Here is a 17,468-nt window from a genome sequence, read left to right on the forward strand (position 1 = left end):
ACAATTGAAGGACTACGCCGATGACAGCCCCTTTGGGACAGCTTCGCCTTGGTGTGAACATTGACCACGTGGCCACCGTGCGCAACGCACGCGGCGGCGACACGCCGGACCCCTTGCGCGCAGCCAAGATGGCCGAAGCCGCCGGTGCTGACGGCATCACCGCGCATTTGCGTGAAGACCGCCGTCACATCTCGGATGCCGACATCGAAGGGTTGATGGATGTGCTGTCCGTGCCTCTGAATTTCGAGATGGCGGCTACGGACGAGATGCAGGGCATCGCCTTGCGCCACAAGCCTCACGCGGTCTGCATCGTGCCTGAAAAGCGCGAAGAGCGCACGACCGAAGGCGGGCTCGAAGTGGCCCGCGAAGAAAACCGGCTGGCGCATTTCATAGCGCCCCTGCGCGACGCGGGGTGTCGTGTGTCGATTTTCATCGCTGCGGACAAGCGCCAGATCGAAGCGGCGCACCGCATTGGTGCACAAGTCATCGAATTGCATTCAGGTGCCTATTGCGATGCCTATCACGAGGGCCGTTTTGAAGATCGCGATCGGGAACTGGAAGCCATGCGCGAGATGTCCGCCTTCGCGCATGGCCTTGGGCTGGAGGTCCATGTCGGCCACGGTCTGACTTATGAGACGGTGACGCCCGTCGCGGCCTTTCCCGAGGTTATGGAGCTGAACATCGGACACTTCCTGATCGGCGAGGCGATCTTTCTTGGCCTCGATCCCGCCATTCGTGAAATGCGGCGGCTGATGGATGAGGCGCGCGCGCAATGACCTCTGTCCTTTATTGGCGATTTGCCGCTCTCTACGCAGCGTTTGCGTTTGGGGGCACGATTGCGGCCTATGCACTGTATGAATTTGCGGGTTTCGATCTGTTGAATGCCAGTGTCGCGACCATGCCCATGATGCTCGCGACCATGCAGCTTGGGGTCTGGTTGACCCGAGCCGACGGTATCGGTCCACAAGGCAAAAGCGCGTGGACTTTGGCGCTGACACTGACGTGCATTGGGGTTCCCATTTCGCTTGTTCAGGCTGCCGGTGTTCTATGGTACGATCCAACAACGACCCGTTGGGCACTGCATATTTACATTGGCTGGCTATTCGTCGGCTTTGTTCTGCTTTCCTTTCTTACGGCGCGGTTGTTCTTGCACTTGGGTGCCCGCAACCAGCACAAGGTCAACGCCCGGACACATGGAAAAGGGAGGAGCGCGAAATGATCCGCCACTGTGTTTTCCTGAAATTGAAGCCCAAGGCTGACAGCGCCAAATTGGACAAGATCATGTTGGATCTTGAGGATCTGGTGCGCCGGTTGGACGGGTGTTCAGGTTTTCGAGCCGGTCCCAACCGTGACTATGAAGGCAAGACGCCGGACTACCCCTACGGTTTCACGCTGGACGCAGAGAACGCGGCGGCCTTGGCCGCCTATGCCGTGGACCCGGAGCATCAAGCTTTGGGCGCACGCCTGGTAGCCCTTTGCCAAGGTGGCGCAGACGGCATTACCGTTTTCGATATCGACGCGGTTTAACCTTTCCATGCGCCATTGGATCACGACCGCCCTTGCGATGATCATTGGCGTTTGGGCGTTGGTCGTGCTCGAAAGCGCCCGCACGGGGTTATCCATTACAGATGTGCAAATTGGTGAAACGCCTGTCACCATCTACACCGACGGGACGGATGGTCCGCCTGTCATAATTGCCCATGGCTTTGCTGGATCACGACAAATGATGCAGGGCTATTCCCTTGTTTTGGCGCAGGCTGGGTACACCGTGCACGCCTTTGATTTCGAAGGGCACGGACTGCATCCCATGCCGATGGGTGGGGACGTGAATGCGCTTGATGGCACGACGCAGCGTCTTGTGGAGCAGACGCGTGGTGTTCTTGATCAAGTTGCGGCTGATGTACCCATCGCGCTTCTGGGGCATTCGATGGCAACGGATATTTTGGTGCGTGTAGCGCAAGACGAGCCAAGAGTCGGACCCATTGTCCTGCTGTCTGCGTTTTCGCGCGCAATTGATGCAACTCACCCAACCGATATGTTGCTGATCACCGGCGAGTGGGAGCCAAGGTTAACCGATTTTGCCGTAGACGCCGTGCAAATGGTCGATGGTGCTGCAGGTGCAGGGCAGACTGTAACTGTCGCGGATGTGTCCCGCCGCGCCGTGCTTGCGCCTCTTGTCGAGCATGTTGCGATCCTGCAGTCGCGTGTCGGGCGGGCCGAAGCTTTGGGCTGGCTCAACAGGTCTTACGCGCGTGAGCAAAGCGCGCCTGTGCCGCCGACCGGATGGGCGCTTCTTGGGCTTTTGGCCTCCATCACAGCTTTGGCGGTGACGCTGACCCGTCTGTTGCCAACGCAACCGGCGACCGTGCAACCCTTGTCCGCTCGTCAATTTTTGGCGGTCGCCATTGTTCCGGCACTGTTGGCCCCATTGATCGCAGCCCCTGTCGATTCGCGAATCCTTCCCGTTCTGGTGGCTGACTATCTTGCATTGCATCTGGCGCTTTACGGGGTGCTCCAATTAGGGGTGTTGCGCACTTTGGGTCGTCGATTGCCAAAGCCATCTGCGCTTGGCGCCGCCGTCCTTGTTCTGTGGGGGATAGGTGTCTTCGGGCTGGCGCTGGATCGCTATGGCGCGAATTTCTGGCCGACGCCGCAGCGGTTGCCGATCATTGCAGCTCTTATCCTTGGGGCGCTGCCTTTCATGCTGGCCGATGCGCGCGCCGCCTTTGGCGCGCCATTGTGGCAGCGGTTGGCCTTACGCGTGGCGCTGCTGGTATCACTGGGTATTGCAGTGGCACTGGATTTTGAAGGGCTGTTTTTCCTCATCATGATTGCGCCCGTCATTATCCTGTTCTTCCTGACCTTTGGGCTGATGGGCCGTGCTGTGGCCCGCGCCACTGGCCCCTCGACGGCAGGACTTGCGCTGGGGCTTGTTCTGGCTTGGGCGTTGGGCGTATCCTTTCCGCTCTTTTCCGCGTGAGGCAGCAATGATCCTGGGTGTTGGTACCGATCTGGCGAATATCGAGCGTATCCAGGGTACCTTGGACCGCTTTGGCGACCGGTTCCGCAATCGCGTCTTCACCGAGATCGAGCAGACCAAGGCGGAGCGTCGCGCCGATACGGCAGGCACCTATGCCAAACGCTGGGCCGCGAAGGAGGCGTGCTCCAAAGCTTTGGGCACTGGTCTGCGTATGGGGATTTCGTGGAAAGACATGGCGGTGACCAACCTGAGGACAGGCCAACCCATCATGCATGTGACCGGTTGGGCGGCGGAACGGCTGGCCAACATGACGCCTGACGGCCACGAGGCGATTATCCATGTCACGCTGACCGATGACCACCCTTGGGCGCAGGCCTTTGTCGTGATCGAAGCGCGCCTGATTCAATCAGGGCCGGTGGCTTGACACCCAATGGCCGCGCCCGCATGTAGCGCTGACCCCACCCCCTCAAGGAGCGCGCAATGGCCGCCAAGGAAAAGTCCCAGAACGGCGTGATCGAAACGATCAAAACCGTCGTCTATGCGCTGCTGATTGCAGGTGTGTTCCGGACCCTGTTTTTCCAGCCGTTCTGGATCCCGTCGGGGTCCATGAAAGAGACGCTGCTGATCGGGGATTTCCTGTTCGTGAACAAGATGGCTTACGGCTATTCCTATGCCTCGTGCCCGTCCATCCCGGCCATTGGGCTCAATGCCGAGGCGCTTTGTGGCTTCATCGACGGTGACAACACGCGTATCTGGGCGGGTGAGCCTGAGCGGGGCGATGTGGTGGTGTTCCGTCACCCGGTGTCGGGGGCCGATTTCATCAAGCGCGTTGTGGGTCTGCCCGGCGACACGGTGCAGGTGACAAATGGTCAGATCATCCTGAACGGCATCCCCGTGCCGCAGGAGCCCGCGGGCAACTTTTCCGAAGTATTTGACCGGCAGGGGCCGCAAGGCTTGCTGCCGCGCTGCGAGAGCGGTGCCGTGGGCCAAGGCGCCGACTGCACGAAGTCTCGGTTTATTGAGACGTTCCCCAATGGTGAGGAGCATGTGGTTCTGAATGTCGGCACGCAGCAATCGGACAATACACCGAACTACCGCGTGCCTGAGGGGCATTTCTTTTTCATGGGTGACAACCGCGACAACTCATCCGACAGCCGCTTGGCGCAGGTTGCGGGTGGTGTCGGATATGTGCCCTTTGAGAACCTGATTGGTCGTGCGGATCGCATCATGTTCTCATCTGCTGGACGGTCGATGCTGTTTTTCTGGACGTGGCGCAGTGATCGCTACTTCAAGGGAATCGAGTGAAGCTGGGAGCGGAGTTGACGGCCTTTGAAGGCCGGATCGGGCACCGCTTTGCCTCGCCCGACTTGTTGGTTGAGGCCGTGACCCATGCATCAATGTCGTCGGCCACGCGGTCAGACAACCAACGACTTGAATTTCTGGGCGATCGGGTCCTTGGACTTGTGATGGCGCAAGCGCTGTTGGAGGCAGATCCGGGTGCGGCCGAGGGTGCTTTGGCGCCACGTTTCAATGCGCTTGTGCGCAAGGAAACCTGTGCCGACGTGGCCCGTGAAGTCGATCTGGGTGCGGTGCTACGCCTTGGTCGGTCCGAGATGTTGTCCGGTGGACGCCGCAAGCTGGCGCTTTTGGGCGATGCGATCGAGGCTGTGATCGCTGCCGTTTATCTGGATGCGGGGTTCGACGCGGCCAAGGCGCTGATCCTGCGCCTGTGGGGTGACCGGGTGGCGCGTGTGGATGCGGATGCGCGGGATGCTAAGACGGCCTTGCAAGAATGGGCGCAGGCGCGGGGTTTGACCCCGCCACAATATGTGGAAACTGACCGATCTGGCCCGGACCATCAGCCCGTATTTACAATTGCTGCGCGTTTGTCGACCGGGGCGGAGGCCACTGCCACCGCCGGGTCCAAGCGCGAGGCACAACAGGCGGCGGCACAGGCCCTGCTGAATGAATTGGAGGGGTCATCATGACCACGCGCGCGGGCTTTGTGGCACTGATCGGTGAGCCCAACGCAGGCAAGTCCACCCTGCTGAACACCATGGTGGGGGCCAAGGTCAGCATCGTGACCCACAAGGTGCAGACCACCCGAGCGCGTATTCGCGGCGTGGCGATGGAGGGCGACAGCCAGATCGTGTTTGTGGACACGCCCGGCCTGTTTCAACCCCGCCGCCGCTTGGACCGCGCCATGGTGGCTGCGGCCTGGGGCGGGGCGGCGGATGCCGATGTTGTTGTCCTGATGATTGAGGCGCATCGCGGGGTGACGCCGGGCGTCGAGCGTATTCTTGAGGGGATCACAGAGATCGGGCAGGGGCGCACCGTGGCGCTCGCGATCAACAAGATCGACCGGGTCGAAGCGCCTGTTCTGTTAGGACTGACGAAGGATCTGAACGAGCGGTTCGACTTTGCTGATACCTTTATGATCTCGGCCGAAAAAGGCCATGGCGTTGATGCGCTCCGCAAATGGTTGGCGGAGCAGGTGCCCGAAAGCCCGTGGCTTTATCCTGAAGACCAGATTGCCGATTTGCCGATGCGCATGATTGCGGCCGAAATGACGCGTGAGAAACTGACGCTGCGCCTGCATCAGGAGCTTCCCTATCAGTTGACGGTCGAGACGGAGGCTTGGGAAGAGCGCAAGGATGGATCTGCCAAGGTGGACCAGATCATCTATGTCAGCCGCGACGGCCATAAGGGCATCGTTTTGGGCCACAAGGGCGAGACGATCAAAGCCGTAAGCCGTGCGTCACGGGAGGAATTAACCGAGTTTCTGGGCCGCAAGGTGCATCTGTTTTTGCAGGTGAAAGTGCGCGAGAAATGGCAGGAGGACGCCGAGCGCTATGACCAGATGGGTCTGAATTTCAAAGATGGCAATGCTTGACCAGTTTACTGATCGGCCCTCCGGGGGGAGTTTACCTGGCAAAGTGAAGGAGCTTGCGTGTCGCCTCGATTGACCTCACGGTTCTGGGTGGATGCCTATCTGGCGCGGCTGCGTTTTGCGGACATTCCCGGTTTTGTCGTGGCGCATGGCGATGACACGGGTGGGGCGGTGCTGGTCAAACTGAATACTCTGAACGGGGAGGCAGTGCTGTATCAGCGGTCGTTTGATCTGATGTCTGACACCCGGGTCTGGGCCGAGTTGGCGTCAGGACCTGAGCCGGAAGTGGACGACGCTGTTGCCCGGCAGCGTGGGTTTGATCCGGACCTTTGGGTGATCGAGGTTGAGGATCGGGCCGGGCGCCATCTGCTGGATCAGGAGGGGTTGACCTGAGATGGAGTGGCGCGGCACGGGCATATTGCTGAGCGTGCGCCGCCATGGGGAAAGCAGTGCGATCATCGATGTTTTTACCGAAGACAGGGGGCGTCATGCAGGCGTCGTGCGGGGTGGCACCAGCCGCAAGATCGCACCCATTCTGCAACCGGGGGCGCAGCTGGATGTTGCGTGGCGTGCGCGGCTCGAAGATCACATCGGAACCTTTGCCGTGGAACCGGTACGCAGTCGCGCGGCGTTGGTAATGGGCAATCGTTTGGCGTTGGCTGGTCTGAATGCGGTGACCGGGATTCTGGTGTTTTGTCTGCCAGAGCGTGAGGCGCATGGACCATTGTATCGCCGTACAGAAGCGCTCTTGGATTTGCTTGGCCAAGACGATCTGTGGCCTCTGGCCTATTTGCAATGGGAACTGGCCCTGCTTGAGGAGATGGGGTTTGGACTTGATCTGAGCGTCTGCGCTGTGACGGGAACCTCGGAGGACTTGATCTACGTCTCGCCAAAGTCTGGCCGTGCGGTTTCTCGTGATGCAGCAGGAACTTGGGCCGATCGTCTGTTGCCGTTACCCGCTGTGTTGCGCCGTCAGGGAAACGCGCCTGATGCGGAGATCCTGCAAGGATTGGAAACGACGGGCTATTTCCTGACCAACCACCTCGCGCCCGATTTGGGGTCGAAACCCTTGCCCGAAGCGCGGGCACGGTTTGTCGATGCGTTTAGTCGGACGTTGTGAATACCATCTCGTCACCGTCATCATTGCGCAGGAACAATTTGCGCTCGCGCACCTCGGACTGTGTCATCTTGCCAAGCGCATTGAGATAAGCCGTTTCCGCATCAAGGTCCGAGCATGCCATGCGCGTGGCCGCAATGGGTGTAAGTTCAAACCAAGGATACGGCACCGTGTTGGTAGTTGTGAACCGGTTGCAGGGTGCTTGCCCTGATACCGGGCCACCTGCTTCGAACTCCAGAGTCGCTGTCGCAGAAAATGCGGTGCCGTTTAGCGTCTGCAATTCCCACAATCGGTCCGCTGCGCCATAGCGCGCGACAGTTTCATCAGCCTGGCAGGCCGGTATGGACGCCATCAGCGTAAGCGCGGCGGCGCGGATCATTTCAGAGCCATCACCAAATCAACGAGGGCCGCAAAGGCGACAAGTGCATCACCATCATCAGAATGCATTTGTTTCAGGCCGACGAGCGAACCGTAGGCCGCCTTGGCAAACTCTTCGTTCGTCACATCAATGTCGGACATCAATTCGGTTAGTCGCACAAGTCGCGCGGCGTCAACGTCCTTGAGTGCCTTGGCCACTGCCTTGTCCTGTTGTGCCCAAGCCCGCAGGGCAGGACCTGCGGTGTCTTCCTGCACACTCTGACCGAAGCGGATCATCTTGTCGGTGGCTGTTCCATCTTGAGCACTGTCTTCTGCCAATGTGGCTAGCGCGCGCGCCTTCCATTCAGCAAGCAGTGCTTTCTGGAATGCGGGTACGTCCTTGAAATGCCAGTAAAATGAGCCCTTGGACGTCTTGAGATGACGGGACAAGGGTTCGGCCCTCAGGGCCAGCGGGCCCTGGGCGGTGAGCTGTTGCAGACCGGCGTCGATCCAGGCGGCGGGGGATAGAGGTGCTTTGGCCATGACCTTGCGATACGTCCGGGTATGCTGCGGTGCAAGCGAAAGCCGCTACAACTTGCGGTATGAGCGTTTTGCCGCACATGGCCGGGTGAAATTTGCCTAACATGCAAGCAAGATTTCGACCTTTCTGCAGTCAGAATTCCGCCCATACAGCCAATCCCACAACCAGCAACATGGACAAAGCCATGGCCTGATTGATCCGGCGTTGCCGATGTGCTGCCAGTTCAAGCTGTTTCAGACGCACGCCAAACCAGACCCAGACGATATGTATCGGGACCCAGATTGCATTCACGATCACGAGCTTCCAGATCATTTCGGCCACCAGCGCATCAGGCATGAGTGCGAAGCCGGAGAAGAGGGCCGTGTTTACGGCGTAGGCCTTTGGATTGATGGGTTGCAGCAGGATGCCGTTTATGACGCCCGGTTCGGACTTGGCGGGTACGAAAGCCAACTTTGATCCCGCAAATGCGATACGCAGAGCCAGATAGAGCAGGTAGCAGGTCGACAGTACGAAAAGAACTGTGCGCACAGTTGGATTTGCCAGCACTATGGCCGCAAGCCCGGTAACGACGGCCAAGATGACCAGGTTGTTTCCAATGAACAGGCCAAGCACGTATCGCAGGCCAGATTTCATACCGAAGGCAGCGCCAACTCCCGCTGCGGAAAAGACGCCGGGACCGGGAGTGATGATCAGGAAAAAGACAGCGGCGGCAAAGGTCAGCATTGCGCCACCATGGCCGATTTTCGTTGTGCGTCAATGACAAGGCCGGGCGCAGTCATGGGCCCGACCTTACCTATTCTTTTACAAGTGCTTTTAACCAAGCAAGCGGCGTGCAATCACCTGAGCCTGGATTTCGGCAGCGCCCTCAAAGATGTTCAGAATGCGCGCGTCGCAAAGCACCCGGCTGATCTTGTATTCGAGTGCAAAACCGTTGCCGCCGTGGATTTGCAGGCCGTTGTCAGCAGCGGCCCACGCCACGCGCGCGCCCAGCAGTTTCGCCATGCCCGCTTCGACATCGCAGCGCCGGCCTTCGTCCTTTTCGAAAGCCGAAAAATAGGTGAGTTGGCGCGCCACCATGATCTCGACCGCCATCATTGCGAGTTTATTGGCGACGCGGGGGAAGTTGATCAGGGATTTGCCGAACTGCTTGCGGTCCTGCGCGTATTGCATCGAGATGTCGAGCGCCGACTGCGCCACCCCAATGGCACGGGCCGCGGTCTGGATACGGGCGGATTCAAAGGTCTCCATCAGCTGTTTGAAGCCTTTGCCCTCTTCGCCACCCAGCAGGTTTTCCCCTTTGACGTGAAAATTGTCGAAGGCCAGTTCGTATTCCTTCATACCCCGATACCCCAACACTTCGATTTCGCCGCCGGTCATGCCGTCGGTCGGGAAAGGAATTTCGTCCGTGCCGGGTGTTTTTTCAGCCAAGAACATGGACAAGCCTTTGTAATCGGTCGTGTCAGGGTCTGTGCGCGCCAGCAGTGTCATCACATGGGTGCGGGCGGCATGTGTAATCCATGTCTTGTTGCCAGTGACTTTATAATCACCATGCTCGTCCTTGACCGCGCGTGCACGCAGCGAGCCGAGGTCGGACCCGGTGTTGGGTTCGGTGAAAACTGCGGTGGGCAACGTTTCAGCACTGGCCAACTGTGGCAGCCATTTGGCTTTCTGTTCGTCCGTGCCACCCGCAATGATCAACTCGGCGGCGATTTCAGAGCGCGTGCCGAGAGAGCCGACACCAATATAGCCGCGGCTGAGTTCTTCGGACACGACGCACATCGATGCCTTCGAAAGGCCGAAGCCGCCGTATTCTTCGGGGATCGTCAGGCCGAAAACACCCATTTCAGCCAGTTCTTCGATCACTTCGATCGGAATCAGCTCGTCATTGAGATGCCAGTCATGAGCAAAGGGTTCGACCTTTTCCACGGCGTAGCGGCGGAACTGTTCGCGGATCATCTCCAGTTCTTCATCAAGCCCGGAAGCGCCCACAGTAATCTCGGCGCTGCGTTCCTGCATCAGTTCCCCAAGGCGCACCCGTGCAGCTTGCGTGTTGCCAGATCGGGTGAGGGTCATGACGGCGCTGTCCATCATGCCGCGCATATCGTCCTGGCTCAGGCCCAGGTCTTGCAGGCGCAGCACCTCGCCCTGATTCATCTGTATGCCGCCGTAGATCTGCCAGAGGTATTCACCAAAGGCGATCTGATGAATCAGCGCTTCGACCTCTCCGAACTTCGAATCGGCTTCGAGCGCTTCGGCCCATTTCTGCATCTGCCGCAGCGATTCGGTATAGGTGGCAAGCCACGCGAGACCATGGGCCGCCGTTTGATGCTGTTCGACCAGCGCACCGGACACGCGACCATCAATGCTCAGCTGATCGCGTAAACGGGTGCGTGCGAGGTCGGTAATCGCCTCAACCGGGCCAATGGCCGCACGGGTCAATGCCAGCAGATCGTTCAACAAAACCGACGTAGCGGTTCCCATATCCTGTCCATCATGTGCCATGGCGTGGCTCCTCATTTTCGGCTCCGTCACGGGTTATCTAGTTTGCAAGTGCAGCGCAACAAATATTCATTTTGCTGCGGCTATTTGTACGTTTATTGCGTGGCATTATTTTGCAGCGCGGCATTGATCTGTCGCAGAACTGTGGGCAACTGCATTTTATGTACCACCGGAACGCGTGACGTGAAGGGCAGGCGGACATCCCAGTGCGTGCGAGCCAATCGATTCGGTTCGTTGTAGCCTATATCCTCGGTCCATGAGAATCGCCCGGACGCGCAGGCCAAAATAAGAAAACCGCGCCTGTAGAAGGCGCGGTTTAGGTAAAATGGCACTGGTTATAAAAAGACTTTAGTAAATCCGTTGGGACCCCTTAGCCCCTGGTCCGGCCTTCGTAAGTTCCAGGCCGGCTCCTTCTTAAAATTCAGGATGCGCGACGCGCGACAGTAAGCCCGGATACATCTTCAATGAATGTCACAATGCGCGACTTGATCTTTTCGTCTTCGATAGCGGCCAATGCATTCACGATATCCAGGCCACGGTCGCTGCGCGTCAGCGGTTCAGCGTCTGCAATACCTTCGAAAAAGTAGGACGTTGGAACATCCAGAATGCGGGACAACTCAAAAAGTCGACTGGCAGCGATTCGGTTCGAGCCGATCTCGTATTTTTGGATTTGCTGAAAAGACAGGTTCAGACGTTTTGCCACGTCTGTTTGTGACATCCGACGCAGAGTGCGGATTTGTTTGAGACGCTTACCAACATGTACGTCGACAGGATGCGACATGACTAATTACCTCCGGTTGTTCTGACAAAAGTGATCGCCCAGCACACGCATTGGTTCAATTGAGTAGATTCACACCCCAAACCACACGTAAATGTTGCATTAATGTATGATTTGTTTAACGTAGATGTATTGTTGATCATACATTGGGTTCGAATGTGAACGCACCAACGCCCAACCTGACTGAAATGAACCAGCCGCTGCTGTTTGAAATGATCCGCTCGTTCACGACGCTTGCGCAGACGTTGAACCTGTCGCACGCGGTGACCGAATTGAACAGCACGCGCCAGACTGTCCGGCGCCACATCTCTCAGTTGGAGGCGCTGCGTGGTGAAGAGTTGTTTCGGACCAAGGACCGCCGCTACGAACTGACGGAAGCAGGCGAGGCTGCCTTGCCTGAGGCGCGCGAGTTGTTGATGCATGCGCGTGCATGGTCACGAGGTCAAACCGGTGTGCGCAGCGCGTTACAATACCTGCAAGCGCGGGAAGGCGATTGGGCCTTTTACCAGCAACAGCAACCCATGGGTGACATCTGGGACGGCGAGTCGATTTTGCTGCGCGAGACCTATCGTGCGTGGATGATGTCATCGGGCGAAATCGAGAGTCCAAACCTCGCGCACGTGCGCCCGTTTCTGATGGTGTATCGCAATTCTGATTCGGGCTGGATCTGCGTCGAGTTCGGTACCCGCTCGGCTTACGTGAAATGGTTTGGACAGGATTATGCACGCTCCAGCATCGGGCGGCCGATTGCTCGCCTTCCTGCGGGCGAAGAATTCGGCCGCATGCTGGACCAATCCTTTCTGGATATTCAGACGACGCAGATGGCGCGGCTCGACCATGTCTACACGCGCATGCCCGAACGACATGATGCAAAACAGGCCACCATGGCCTACCAACGTCTTATGATGGCTGGATTTTTTCCGGATCGGTCGCCTGCGGTGCTGACCTTGGTTGTCCCGACCATCAACATAAAGATCGCAGCACTGGACGAGACACAGCGCGCGGCGATGACAGAGATCACCAAACCCGACTTTGACCCGGCAGATGCGAGGTTCGAAATAGTAGCAAATCAGCCCCCCTAATCCGATCTACACTCATTTGGCGAGTTTTTCGGGTATTTTTACATAAATTGTCCTAACTTTGGCGTAAGTACGTCAAAGGAGAGATATTTATGACCATTCAATTCCCCGGAAACGCGGCTCCGTTCATCGCAACGAGCCGCGATATTTTGATCTCTCAAGGGATCACTTTGACGATTGGCACTGACTTCGACGAGTACCGGGAGATCGTCGCTGAAGAACGGCCGATGCAGAAACTTGGCGCCCCCTTCGATCCTCAACTTCATGGCCTCAACAAGTCCAACGCTTTCTGGCTGACCGGCCGGAACGAAGATGGCGAACTGATCCATACGCAAGCCGCAAAACGGGTCCGTCTATCAGGGCGCCCTCTCAGCAGCTACCTGCTGCGGCAATTCCGAGCCTTTCCGCCTCCATTGAAAGGCGTTGACCTCGCCCGCTCGCGCTTTCGGGCGACGCCGGGGACGCACCGGATCAATGGAATGGCGGCCTATCATGGTGAGTTCTGGGTCGCGCCCGAGCGTGGGAAATACCGCGGCGTTGGCTTGGCCCCCGTTCTGGGGCGCACCGGCATGCTGGAAATGATGCAGCGCTGGGATCCGGACTGGATTTACGGCTTCATTCTGAATGTTGTTGCCTACAAGGGCTTCGGAGCGCGAATCGGTTACCTGCACCTTGAGCCGAGCGTGCTGAAATGGATTGTCGACGGCCGCGATGCGCCCATCGACACGTTCCTTGCCTATAACAGTCGGGAAGATCTGGAGTATCTGCTGGATATTCCACTGTCCGATGTGGTGCCCGAGGCCGCTTGAGGCCCCGGTTCCGTATCAGCTGATGGCGGCGGCTTTCACGTCGTCATCAATGTAGGGCAGATACTGTTCGAAATTGTTTGAGAACATTTCGACCAGCTTTTCCGCCTGAGTGTCGTAAGCTGAGGCGTCGTCCCACGTGCGTCGTGGATCCAGCAGAATGTCCGCAACACCCGGAACGGATACTGGAACATCAAAGCCGAAGTTCTGATCCTTGCGAAACTCGCCCTTGCCGAGTGTGCCGTCCAAAGCTGCTGTCAAGAGCGCGCGAGTGGCGCGGATCGGCATGCGACTGCCGGTGCCGTATGCGCCGCCTGTCCAGCCCGTGTTCACAAGCCAGCAGGTTGCACCATGCTTGGCGATCTTTTCTTGCAACAGCTTTCCATACGTCTCTGGACGGCGCGGCATGAACGGCGCACCGAAACAGGTCGAGAACGTCGGTTCCGGTTCTGTCACGCCACGTTCAGTGCCTGCCACTTTGGACGTGAAGCCGGACAGGAAGTGATACATTGCCTGTGCCGGTGTCAGCCGCGCGATCGGCGGCAGCACCCCGAAAGCATCACAGGTCAACATGATGATATTCTTTGGGTGCCCTCCCAAAGCCGAGGCTGAAGCATTCGAGATGTAGTGAAGCGGGTAAGCGCACCGCATGTTGGCGGTCAGGCTGTCATCCTCGAAATCCAGGTCCTTCGTGTCGGGGTCAAAGACCATGTTTTCAATGACGGTGCCAAATTTCTCGGTTGTGGCGTAGATCTCAGGCTCCGCCTCTTCACTGAGGTTGATGGTCTTGGCATAGCACCCACCCTCAAAGTTGAAGGTGCCGCGGTCGGACCAGCCATGTTCATCGTCACCAATCAGGACACGTTGCGGGTCAGCGGACAGGGTTGTCTTGCCTGTGCCCGAAAGGCCAAAGAAGATGGCAGTGTCCACAGGGTTGCCTTGCGCGTGGTTGGCTGAACAGTGCATCGGCATCACGCCACGGTCCGGCAACAGGTAGTTCAGTAGCGTGAACACAGACTTCTTGTTTTCACCTGCGTATTCGGTGCCGCCGATCAGGATCAACTTGCGGTCAAAGTTCATCGCGATGACCGTTTCGGACCGGCAGTTGTGCTTTGCCGGATCAGCCTTGAACGAGGGGCAGTTGATGACTGTGAAATCTGCTATGAAGTCTTGCAGGTCTTCAGCATCCGGACGACGCAGCATGTGGCGGATGAACAGACCGTGCCAAGCCAGTTCCGTCACCATGCGCACATTTATGGAGTAACTGGGATCTGCACCACCGGTGAGGTCCTGCACGAAGTATTCGCGCCCCTTCATATGCTCCAGCATGTCCGTGTACAGTGCGTCGAACCCTTCGGGAGACATGGCGGCGTTGTTTTCCCACCAGATGCTGTCGGCCACGCTGTCGGTCTTGACCACGTGTTTGTCCTTGGGCGACCGTCCGGTGAACTTGCCTGTGGTCACTAGGAACGTACCACCTTTGCCAAGCGTGCCCTCTTTCCGCTCAAGCGCATATTCGATCAGGGCGGGTTCGATCAGGTTGTAGTAGACATCGCCCAGCCCTTTGATCCCTTGATCTTCGAGGCGGAACTCCGGGTTTACCCGTCCAAATGTCATGTGAACTCTCCTGATGCCGCGCGGCGGCTCTATTGGGTCAGAGGATGGCCAAAAGGCCCAGAAACGGCATCGTGCCGACCTGTTCCGGCGTCTTAACACGCGGATTCACAACGTGAATAGGGGCGCGGCCAAGGTTAGCGCCACCATGGCGCCCGGTTGCGCAAACAGTGAGTCCTCGAAACGCGCCCAAGCGGGAAAGTGAGGCAATTTAGCCATTCCTAACCACTTTCTGGTCAGTCTGAACCCGATTTCACCACCTGATTCGCACTTATGGATTGATTCGAAAGGTCAAAACCGAAACAATGCCCGAAAAAACAATAAGTACGAGCAGTATAAGGAAACAGGCAATGTCAAAGATTGCATTGGTGGACGACGACAGGAACATCCTGACGTCAGTGTCCATGACGCTCGAAGCTGAAGGGTTCGAGGTCGAAACATATAACGATGGTCAGGCAGCACTGGACGCCTTTAACAAGCGTCTGCCCGATATGGCTGTGTTGGACATCAAGATGCCTCGCATGGATGGGATGGATCTGCTGCAGCGCTTGCGCCAGAAAACAACCATGCCGGTCATCTTCCTGACGTCGAAAGACGATGAAATTGACGAAGTGCTTGGCCTCCGCATGGGGGCGGATGACTACGTCAAGAAGCCGTTTTCGCAGCGTTTGCTGGTGGAACGCATTCGCGCGTTGCTACGTCGGCAAGATGCCGTTGCAGGTGACATCGTGGGTGACACCGAAGAAACGAAGGTGATGGATCGGGGCGATCTGCGCATGGATCCGCTTCGCCATGCCGTCAGCTGGAAAGGCAAGGACGTGTCACTGACCGTGACCGAATTCCTGCTGCTTCAGGCACTGGCACAGCGCCCCGGCTTCGTGAAATCGCGCGATCAGTTGATGGACGTGGCCTACGACGACCAAGTCTATGTGGATGACCGCACGATCGACAGCCACATCAAGCGCTTGCGCAAGAAGATGCGCACGGCGGACGATGAGTTCTCGGCGATTGAGACGCTGTATGGCATCGGGTATCGTTACAACGAAGAATAATAAATGCGCTTGCGCCCAGAACAGGCGCAGGCCGAGAGGACAGTAGTGCGAGACACGAGCATCCCTCCTTCCCGCGACGGTGACGTTGTATTGGGGGAAGACTGGGTCGCACCGGAAACTTCCGCTGCGACAGAGCTTCGCGATGGCCGCGCGCGCCGCGGATTGATGTCTTTGCGGGCCTCACCGCTAGCCCGCAAGATCATCACGTTCAACCTTATTGCGTTGAACGTGCTGGTCGCAGGTATTCTGTACCTGAATTCGACACGAGAGAGCCTTGCAGTCCAGCGCATCTCAGCCTTGGTTGCACAAGCTGAACTGGTTGCGGATGTCCTTGAAGCTCAATTGCCGGTGGGTGCTCCTGTCAGCTTGGCCACAGGCGACGGAGCGAATGTTCCTGACACGCTTGCGGCGCTCGATCTGCGGGTCGGGCACGAGGTCTACGTGTTTGATTCCGCCGAAGTTTTGGTCGCGCAAAGCGAGGGCACACTTCCGCCACTGAACTCGCAAATCACAGAGACTGAGAACGTCGCCGTCCTCACAGATGGGCTGGGGTGGCTTTGGCAGCAAATCTCGCGACCGTTTTCCAAGACCGAACCGGCCGAACCCGTCACTATCGAAAATCAGTTGCGCCCGCTCGTGGCACGCAGTCTGACGGGCGACACGCAGATCAGTGAGAATCTGAGCATCGCGGGCGGCACCATGTTCAGCGTGGTTACCCCAGTGCAGCATGATGGGTCGGCGGTTGGTGTCATAGCACTGACCAGCGCCTCCGGTGAGATTGACGCACTGGTGCGGGGCGAGCGGGAACGCGTCTTGCAGATGTTCGTGATCGCCACATTGGTTTCTATCGGCCTTAGCCTGGTCCTGGCATCGACGATCGCCAATCCGCTCGCGGATCTGGCCGCAGCTGCTGAGTTAGGGCGCGACAAGAACGCCCGCAAAGTGAACCCGGGGCGGATCCGTATTCCGGATCTGACCGCGCGCCCGGACGAGATTGGGCGACTGTCCGGCGCATTGCGAGGTATGATTGCCGCCCTCTACAACCGTATCGACGGCAACGAACAATTTGCGGCCGATGTGGCACACGAGATCAAGAACCCGCTTGCGTCCCTGCGGTCCGCCGTCGGCACGCTGCGGATGGTCAAGCGTGATGACCAACGCGAGAAGCTGCTTGACGTCATTGACCACGACGTGCGTCGCCTGGACCGACTGGTCAGCGATATCTCCAATGCGTCGCGCCTGGACAGCGAATTGGTCAAGGAAGAGGAAGAGCCGTTCAACCTGCTGCAAATGCTGGGCAATCTTGGCCAGTATCTGGGTGAGGATGCACGCGGCAAAGGCATCGAATTCATCACAGATCTGCCTGCTCACCCGATTGAGGTTCAGGGGCTCGAAGCCCGGCTGGCGCAGGTGTTCGTAAACTTGATCACCAACGCAATCTCGTTCTGTGAGGACGGCGACGCCATCCGCGTATGGGCCCGCAAACGGGAAAATCGTGTACTTGTGGTGGTCGAAGACACCGGCCCGGGAATCCCGGATCAGGCATTGACGAAAATCTTCAAACGCTTCTATTCGCAGCGGCCTGACGAGCATTTTGGGAATAATTCCGGTCTGGGTCTCGCAATCTCCAAGCAGATTATCGAAGCGCATGGCGGCGTGATTTGGGCAGAGAATATTCGTCCAACCGATGCGGACATTGCGTCTGAACCATTGGGTGCCCGATTTGTTGTTGGCCTTCCGGTCTAATCCAGATGC

At 58.0% G+C, this 17,468-nt stretch carries 20 protein-coding genes; 14 read left to right on the top strand and 6 right to left on the bottom strand.

Translation table 11 applies throughout. The features are described from left to right. Window positions 1–20: 20 nt before the first annotated feature. From Q1A32_RS10255 to recO, 10 genes are read left to right on the top strand one after another with little or no spacing between them, the layout of a single operon-like run. Window positions 21–776 carry a pyridoxine 5'-phosphate synthase gene (locus tag Q1A32_RS10255; RefSeq protein ID WP_299652414.1) on the top strand — a complete coding sequence of 252 codons (756 nt, stop codon included), beginning with the start codon at window positions 21–23 and terminating at the stop codon, window positions 774–776. Then, entirely contained in the window at window positions 773–1,219 is a 447-nt protein-coding gene (locus tag Q1A32_RS10260; protein WP_299652416.1) for an ABZJ_00895 family protein, read from the top strand. The genes Q1A32_RS10255 and Q1A32_RS10260 overlap by 4 nt, the downstream gene beginning before the upstream one ends. Then, window positions 1,216–1,527, top strand: a complete 312-nt coding sequence (locus tag Q1A32_RS10265; RefSeq protein WP_299652418.1) for a Dabb family protein — start codon at window positions 1,216–1,218, stop codon at window positions 1,525–1,527. The genes Q1A32_RS10260 and Q1A32_RS10265 overlap by 4 nt, the downstream gene beginning before the upstream one ends. A gap of 7 nt (window positions 1,528–1,534) precedes the next feature. Then, a complete protein-coding gene (locus Q1A32_RS10270) occupies window positions 1,535–2,980 on the top strand; it encodes an alpha/beta hydrolase (protein ID WP_299652420.1) in 1,446 nt (481 codons plus the stop codon). A 7-nt stretch (window positions 2,981–2,987) separates the two neighbouring features. Further along, window positions 2,988–3,404 (top strand): holo-ACP synthase, encoded by a 417-nt coding sequence (gene acpS, locus Q1A32_RS10275; protein WP_299652422.1) that lies wholly within the window; start codon window positions 2,988–2,990, stop codon window positions 3,402–3,404. 56 nt (window positions 3,405–3,460) lie between these two features. Further along, complete coding sequence (gene lepB, locus Q1A32_RS10280) at window positions 3,461–4,285, top strand: signal peptidase I (RefSeq protein WP_299652424.1); 825 nt, start codon at window positions 3,461–3,463, stop codon at window positions 4,283–4,285. Further along, window positions 4,282–4,968: a ribonuclease III gene (gene rnc / locus Q1A32_RS10285; protein WP_299652426.1), complete on the top strand. Its 687-nt coding sequence runs from the start codon at window positions 4,282–4,284 to the stop codon at window positions 4,966–4,968. The genes lepB and rnc overlap by 4 nt, the downstream gene beginning before the upstream one ends. Next, window positions 4,965–5,873, top strand: a complete 909-nt coding sequence (era, locus tag Q1A32_RS10290) for a GTPase Era (RefSeq protein WP_299652428.1) — start codon at window positions 4,965–4,967, stop codon at window positions 5,871–5,873. Before rnc ends, era begins: the two co-directional genes overlap by 4 nt. Before the next feature lie 57 nt (window positions 5,874–5,930). After that, on the top strand, window positions 5,931–6,263 hold the full coding sequence (locus tag Q1A32_RS10295; protein WP_299652430.1) for a DUF1491 family protein: 333 nt from the start codon (window positions 5,931–5,933) through the stop codon (window positions 6,261–6,263). A gap of 1 nt (window position 6,264) precedes the next feature. Continuing rightward, a complete protein-coding gene (gene recO / locus Q1A32_RS10300; protein ID WP_299652432.1) occupies window positions 6,265–6,990 on the top strand; it encodes a DNA repair protein RecO in 726 nt (241 codons plus the stop codon). On the opposite strand, the gene Q1A32_RS10305 is transcribed toward recO, so the two are convergent. From Q1A32_RS10305 to Q1A32_RS10325, 5 genes are all read right to left on the bottom strand, one after another. Beyond that, a complete protein-coding gene (locus tag Q1A32_RS10305) occupies window positions 6,974–7,366 on the bottom strand; it encodes an META domain-containing protein (protein WP_299652434.1) in 393 nt (130 codons plus the stop codon). The two genes, recO and Q1A32_RS10305, sit on opposite strands and share 17 nt — an antisense overlap. After that, window positions 7,363–7,887 carry a TetR/AcrR family transcriptional regulator gene (locus tag Q1A32_RS10310; RefSeq protein WP_299612804.1) on the bottom strand — a complete coding sequence of 175 codons (525 nt, stop codon included), beginning with the start codon at window positions 7,885–7,887 and terminating at the stop codon, window positions 7,363–7,365. The genes Q1A32_RS10305 and Q1A32_RS10310 overlap by 4 nt, the downstream gene beginning before the upstream one ends. Before the next feature lie 130 nt (window positions 7,888–8,017). Next, the gene (locus tag Q1A32_RS10315; RefSeq protein WP_299652436.1) at window positions 8,018–8,608 is read right to left on the bottom strand and encodes a LysE family translocator; all 591 of its coding nucleotides are present in this window, start codon (window positions 8,606–8,608) and stop codon (window positions 8,018–8,020) included. A gap of 90 nt (window positions 8,609–8,698) precedes the next feature. Beyond that, window positions 8,699–10,387, bottom strand: a complete 1,689-nt coding sequence (locus Q1A32_RS10320) for an acyl-CoA dehydrogenase family protein (RefSeq protein ID WP_299652437.1) — start codon at window positions 10,385–10,387, stop codon at window positions 8,699–8,701. 418 nt (window positions 10,388–10,805) lie between these two features. Further along, window positions 10,806–11,165 (bottom strand): helix-turn-helix domain-containing protein, encoded by a 360-nt coding sequence (locus tag Q1A32_RS10325; protein ID WP_299652439.1) that lies wholly within the window; start codon window positions 11,163–11,165, stop codon window positions 10,806–10,808. 155 nt (window positions 11,166–11,320) lie between these two features. Here Q1A32_RS10325 and Q1A32_RS10330 point away from each other — a divergent pair, with 155 nt between their 5' ends. Together Q1A32_RS10330 and Q1A32_RS10335 are read left to right on the top strand one after the other, a co-directional pair. After that, entirely contained in the window at window positions 11,321–12,244 is a 924-nt protein-coding gene (locus tag Q1A32_RS10330) for a LysR family transcriptional regulator (protein WP_299652441.1), read from the top strand. Window positions 12,245–12,333: 89 nt separating this feature from the next. Next, window positions 12,334–13,050 (top strand): hypothetical protein, encoded by a 717-nt coding sequence (locus Q1A32_RS10335; RefSeq protein ID WP_299652443.1) that lies wholly within the window; start codon window positions 12,334–12,336, stop codon window positions 13,048–13,050. A 15-nt stretch (window positions 13,051–13,065) separates the two neighbouring features. On the opposite strand, the gene Q1A32_RS10340 is transcribed toward Q1A32_RS10335, so the two are convergent. Next, a complete protein-coding gene (locus tag Q1A32_RS10340) occupies window positions 13,066–14,664 on the bottom strand; it encodes a phosphoenolpyruvate carboxykinase (protein ID WP_299652445.1) in 1,599 nt (532 codons plus the stop codon). 347 nt (window positions 14,665–15,011) lie between these two features. On the opposite strand from Q1A32_RS10340, the gene Q1A32_RS10345 reads away from it, so the two are divergent. Then, window positions 15,012–15,713 carry a response regulator transcription factor gene (locus Q1A32_RS10345; protein WP_299612786.1) on the top strand — a complete coding sequence of 234 codons (702 nt, stop codon included), beginning with the start codon at window positions 15,012–15,014 and terminating at the stop codon, window positions 15,711–15,713. Window positions 15,714–15,758: 45 nt separating this feature from the next. After that, window positions 15,759–17,459 carry a sensor histidine kinase gene (locus Q1A32_RS10350; RefSeq protein ID WP_299652446.1) on the top strand — a complete coding sequence of 567 codons (1,701 nt, stop codon included), beginning with the start codon at window positions 15,759–15,761 and terminating at the stop codon, window positions 17,457–17,459. Window positions 17,460–17,468 lie beyond the last annotated feature (9 nt).

Source organism: uncultured Tateyamaria sp. (assembly GCF_947503415.1).
Classification (GTDB): domain Bacteria; phylum Pseudomonadota; class Alphaproteobacteria; order Rhodobacterales; family Rhodobacteraceae; genus Tateyamaria.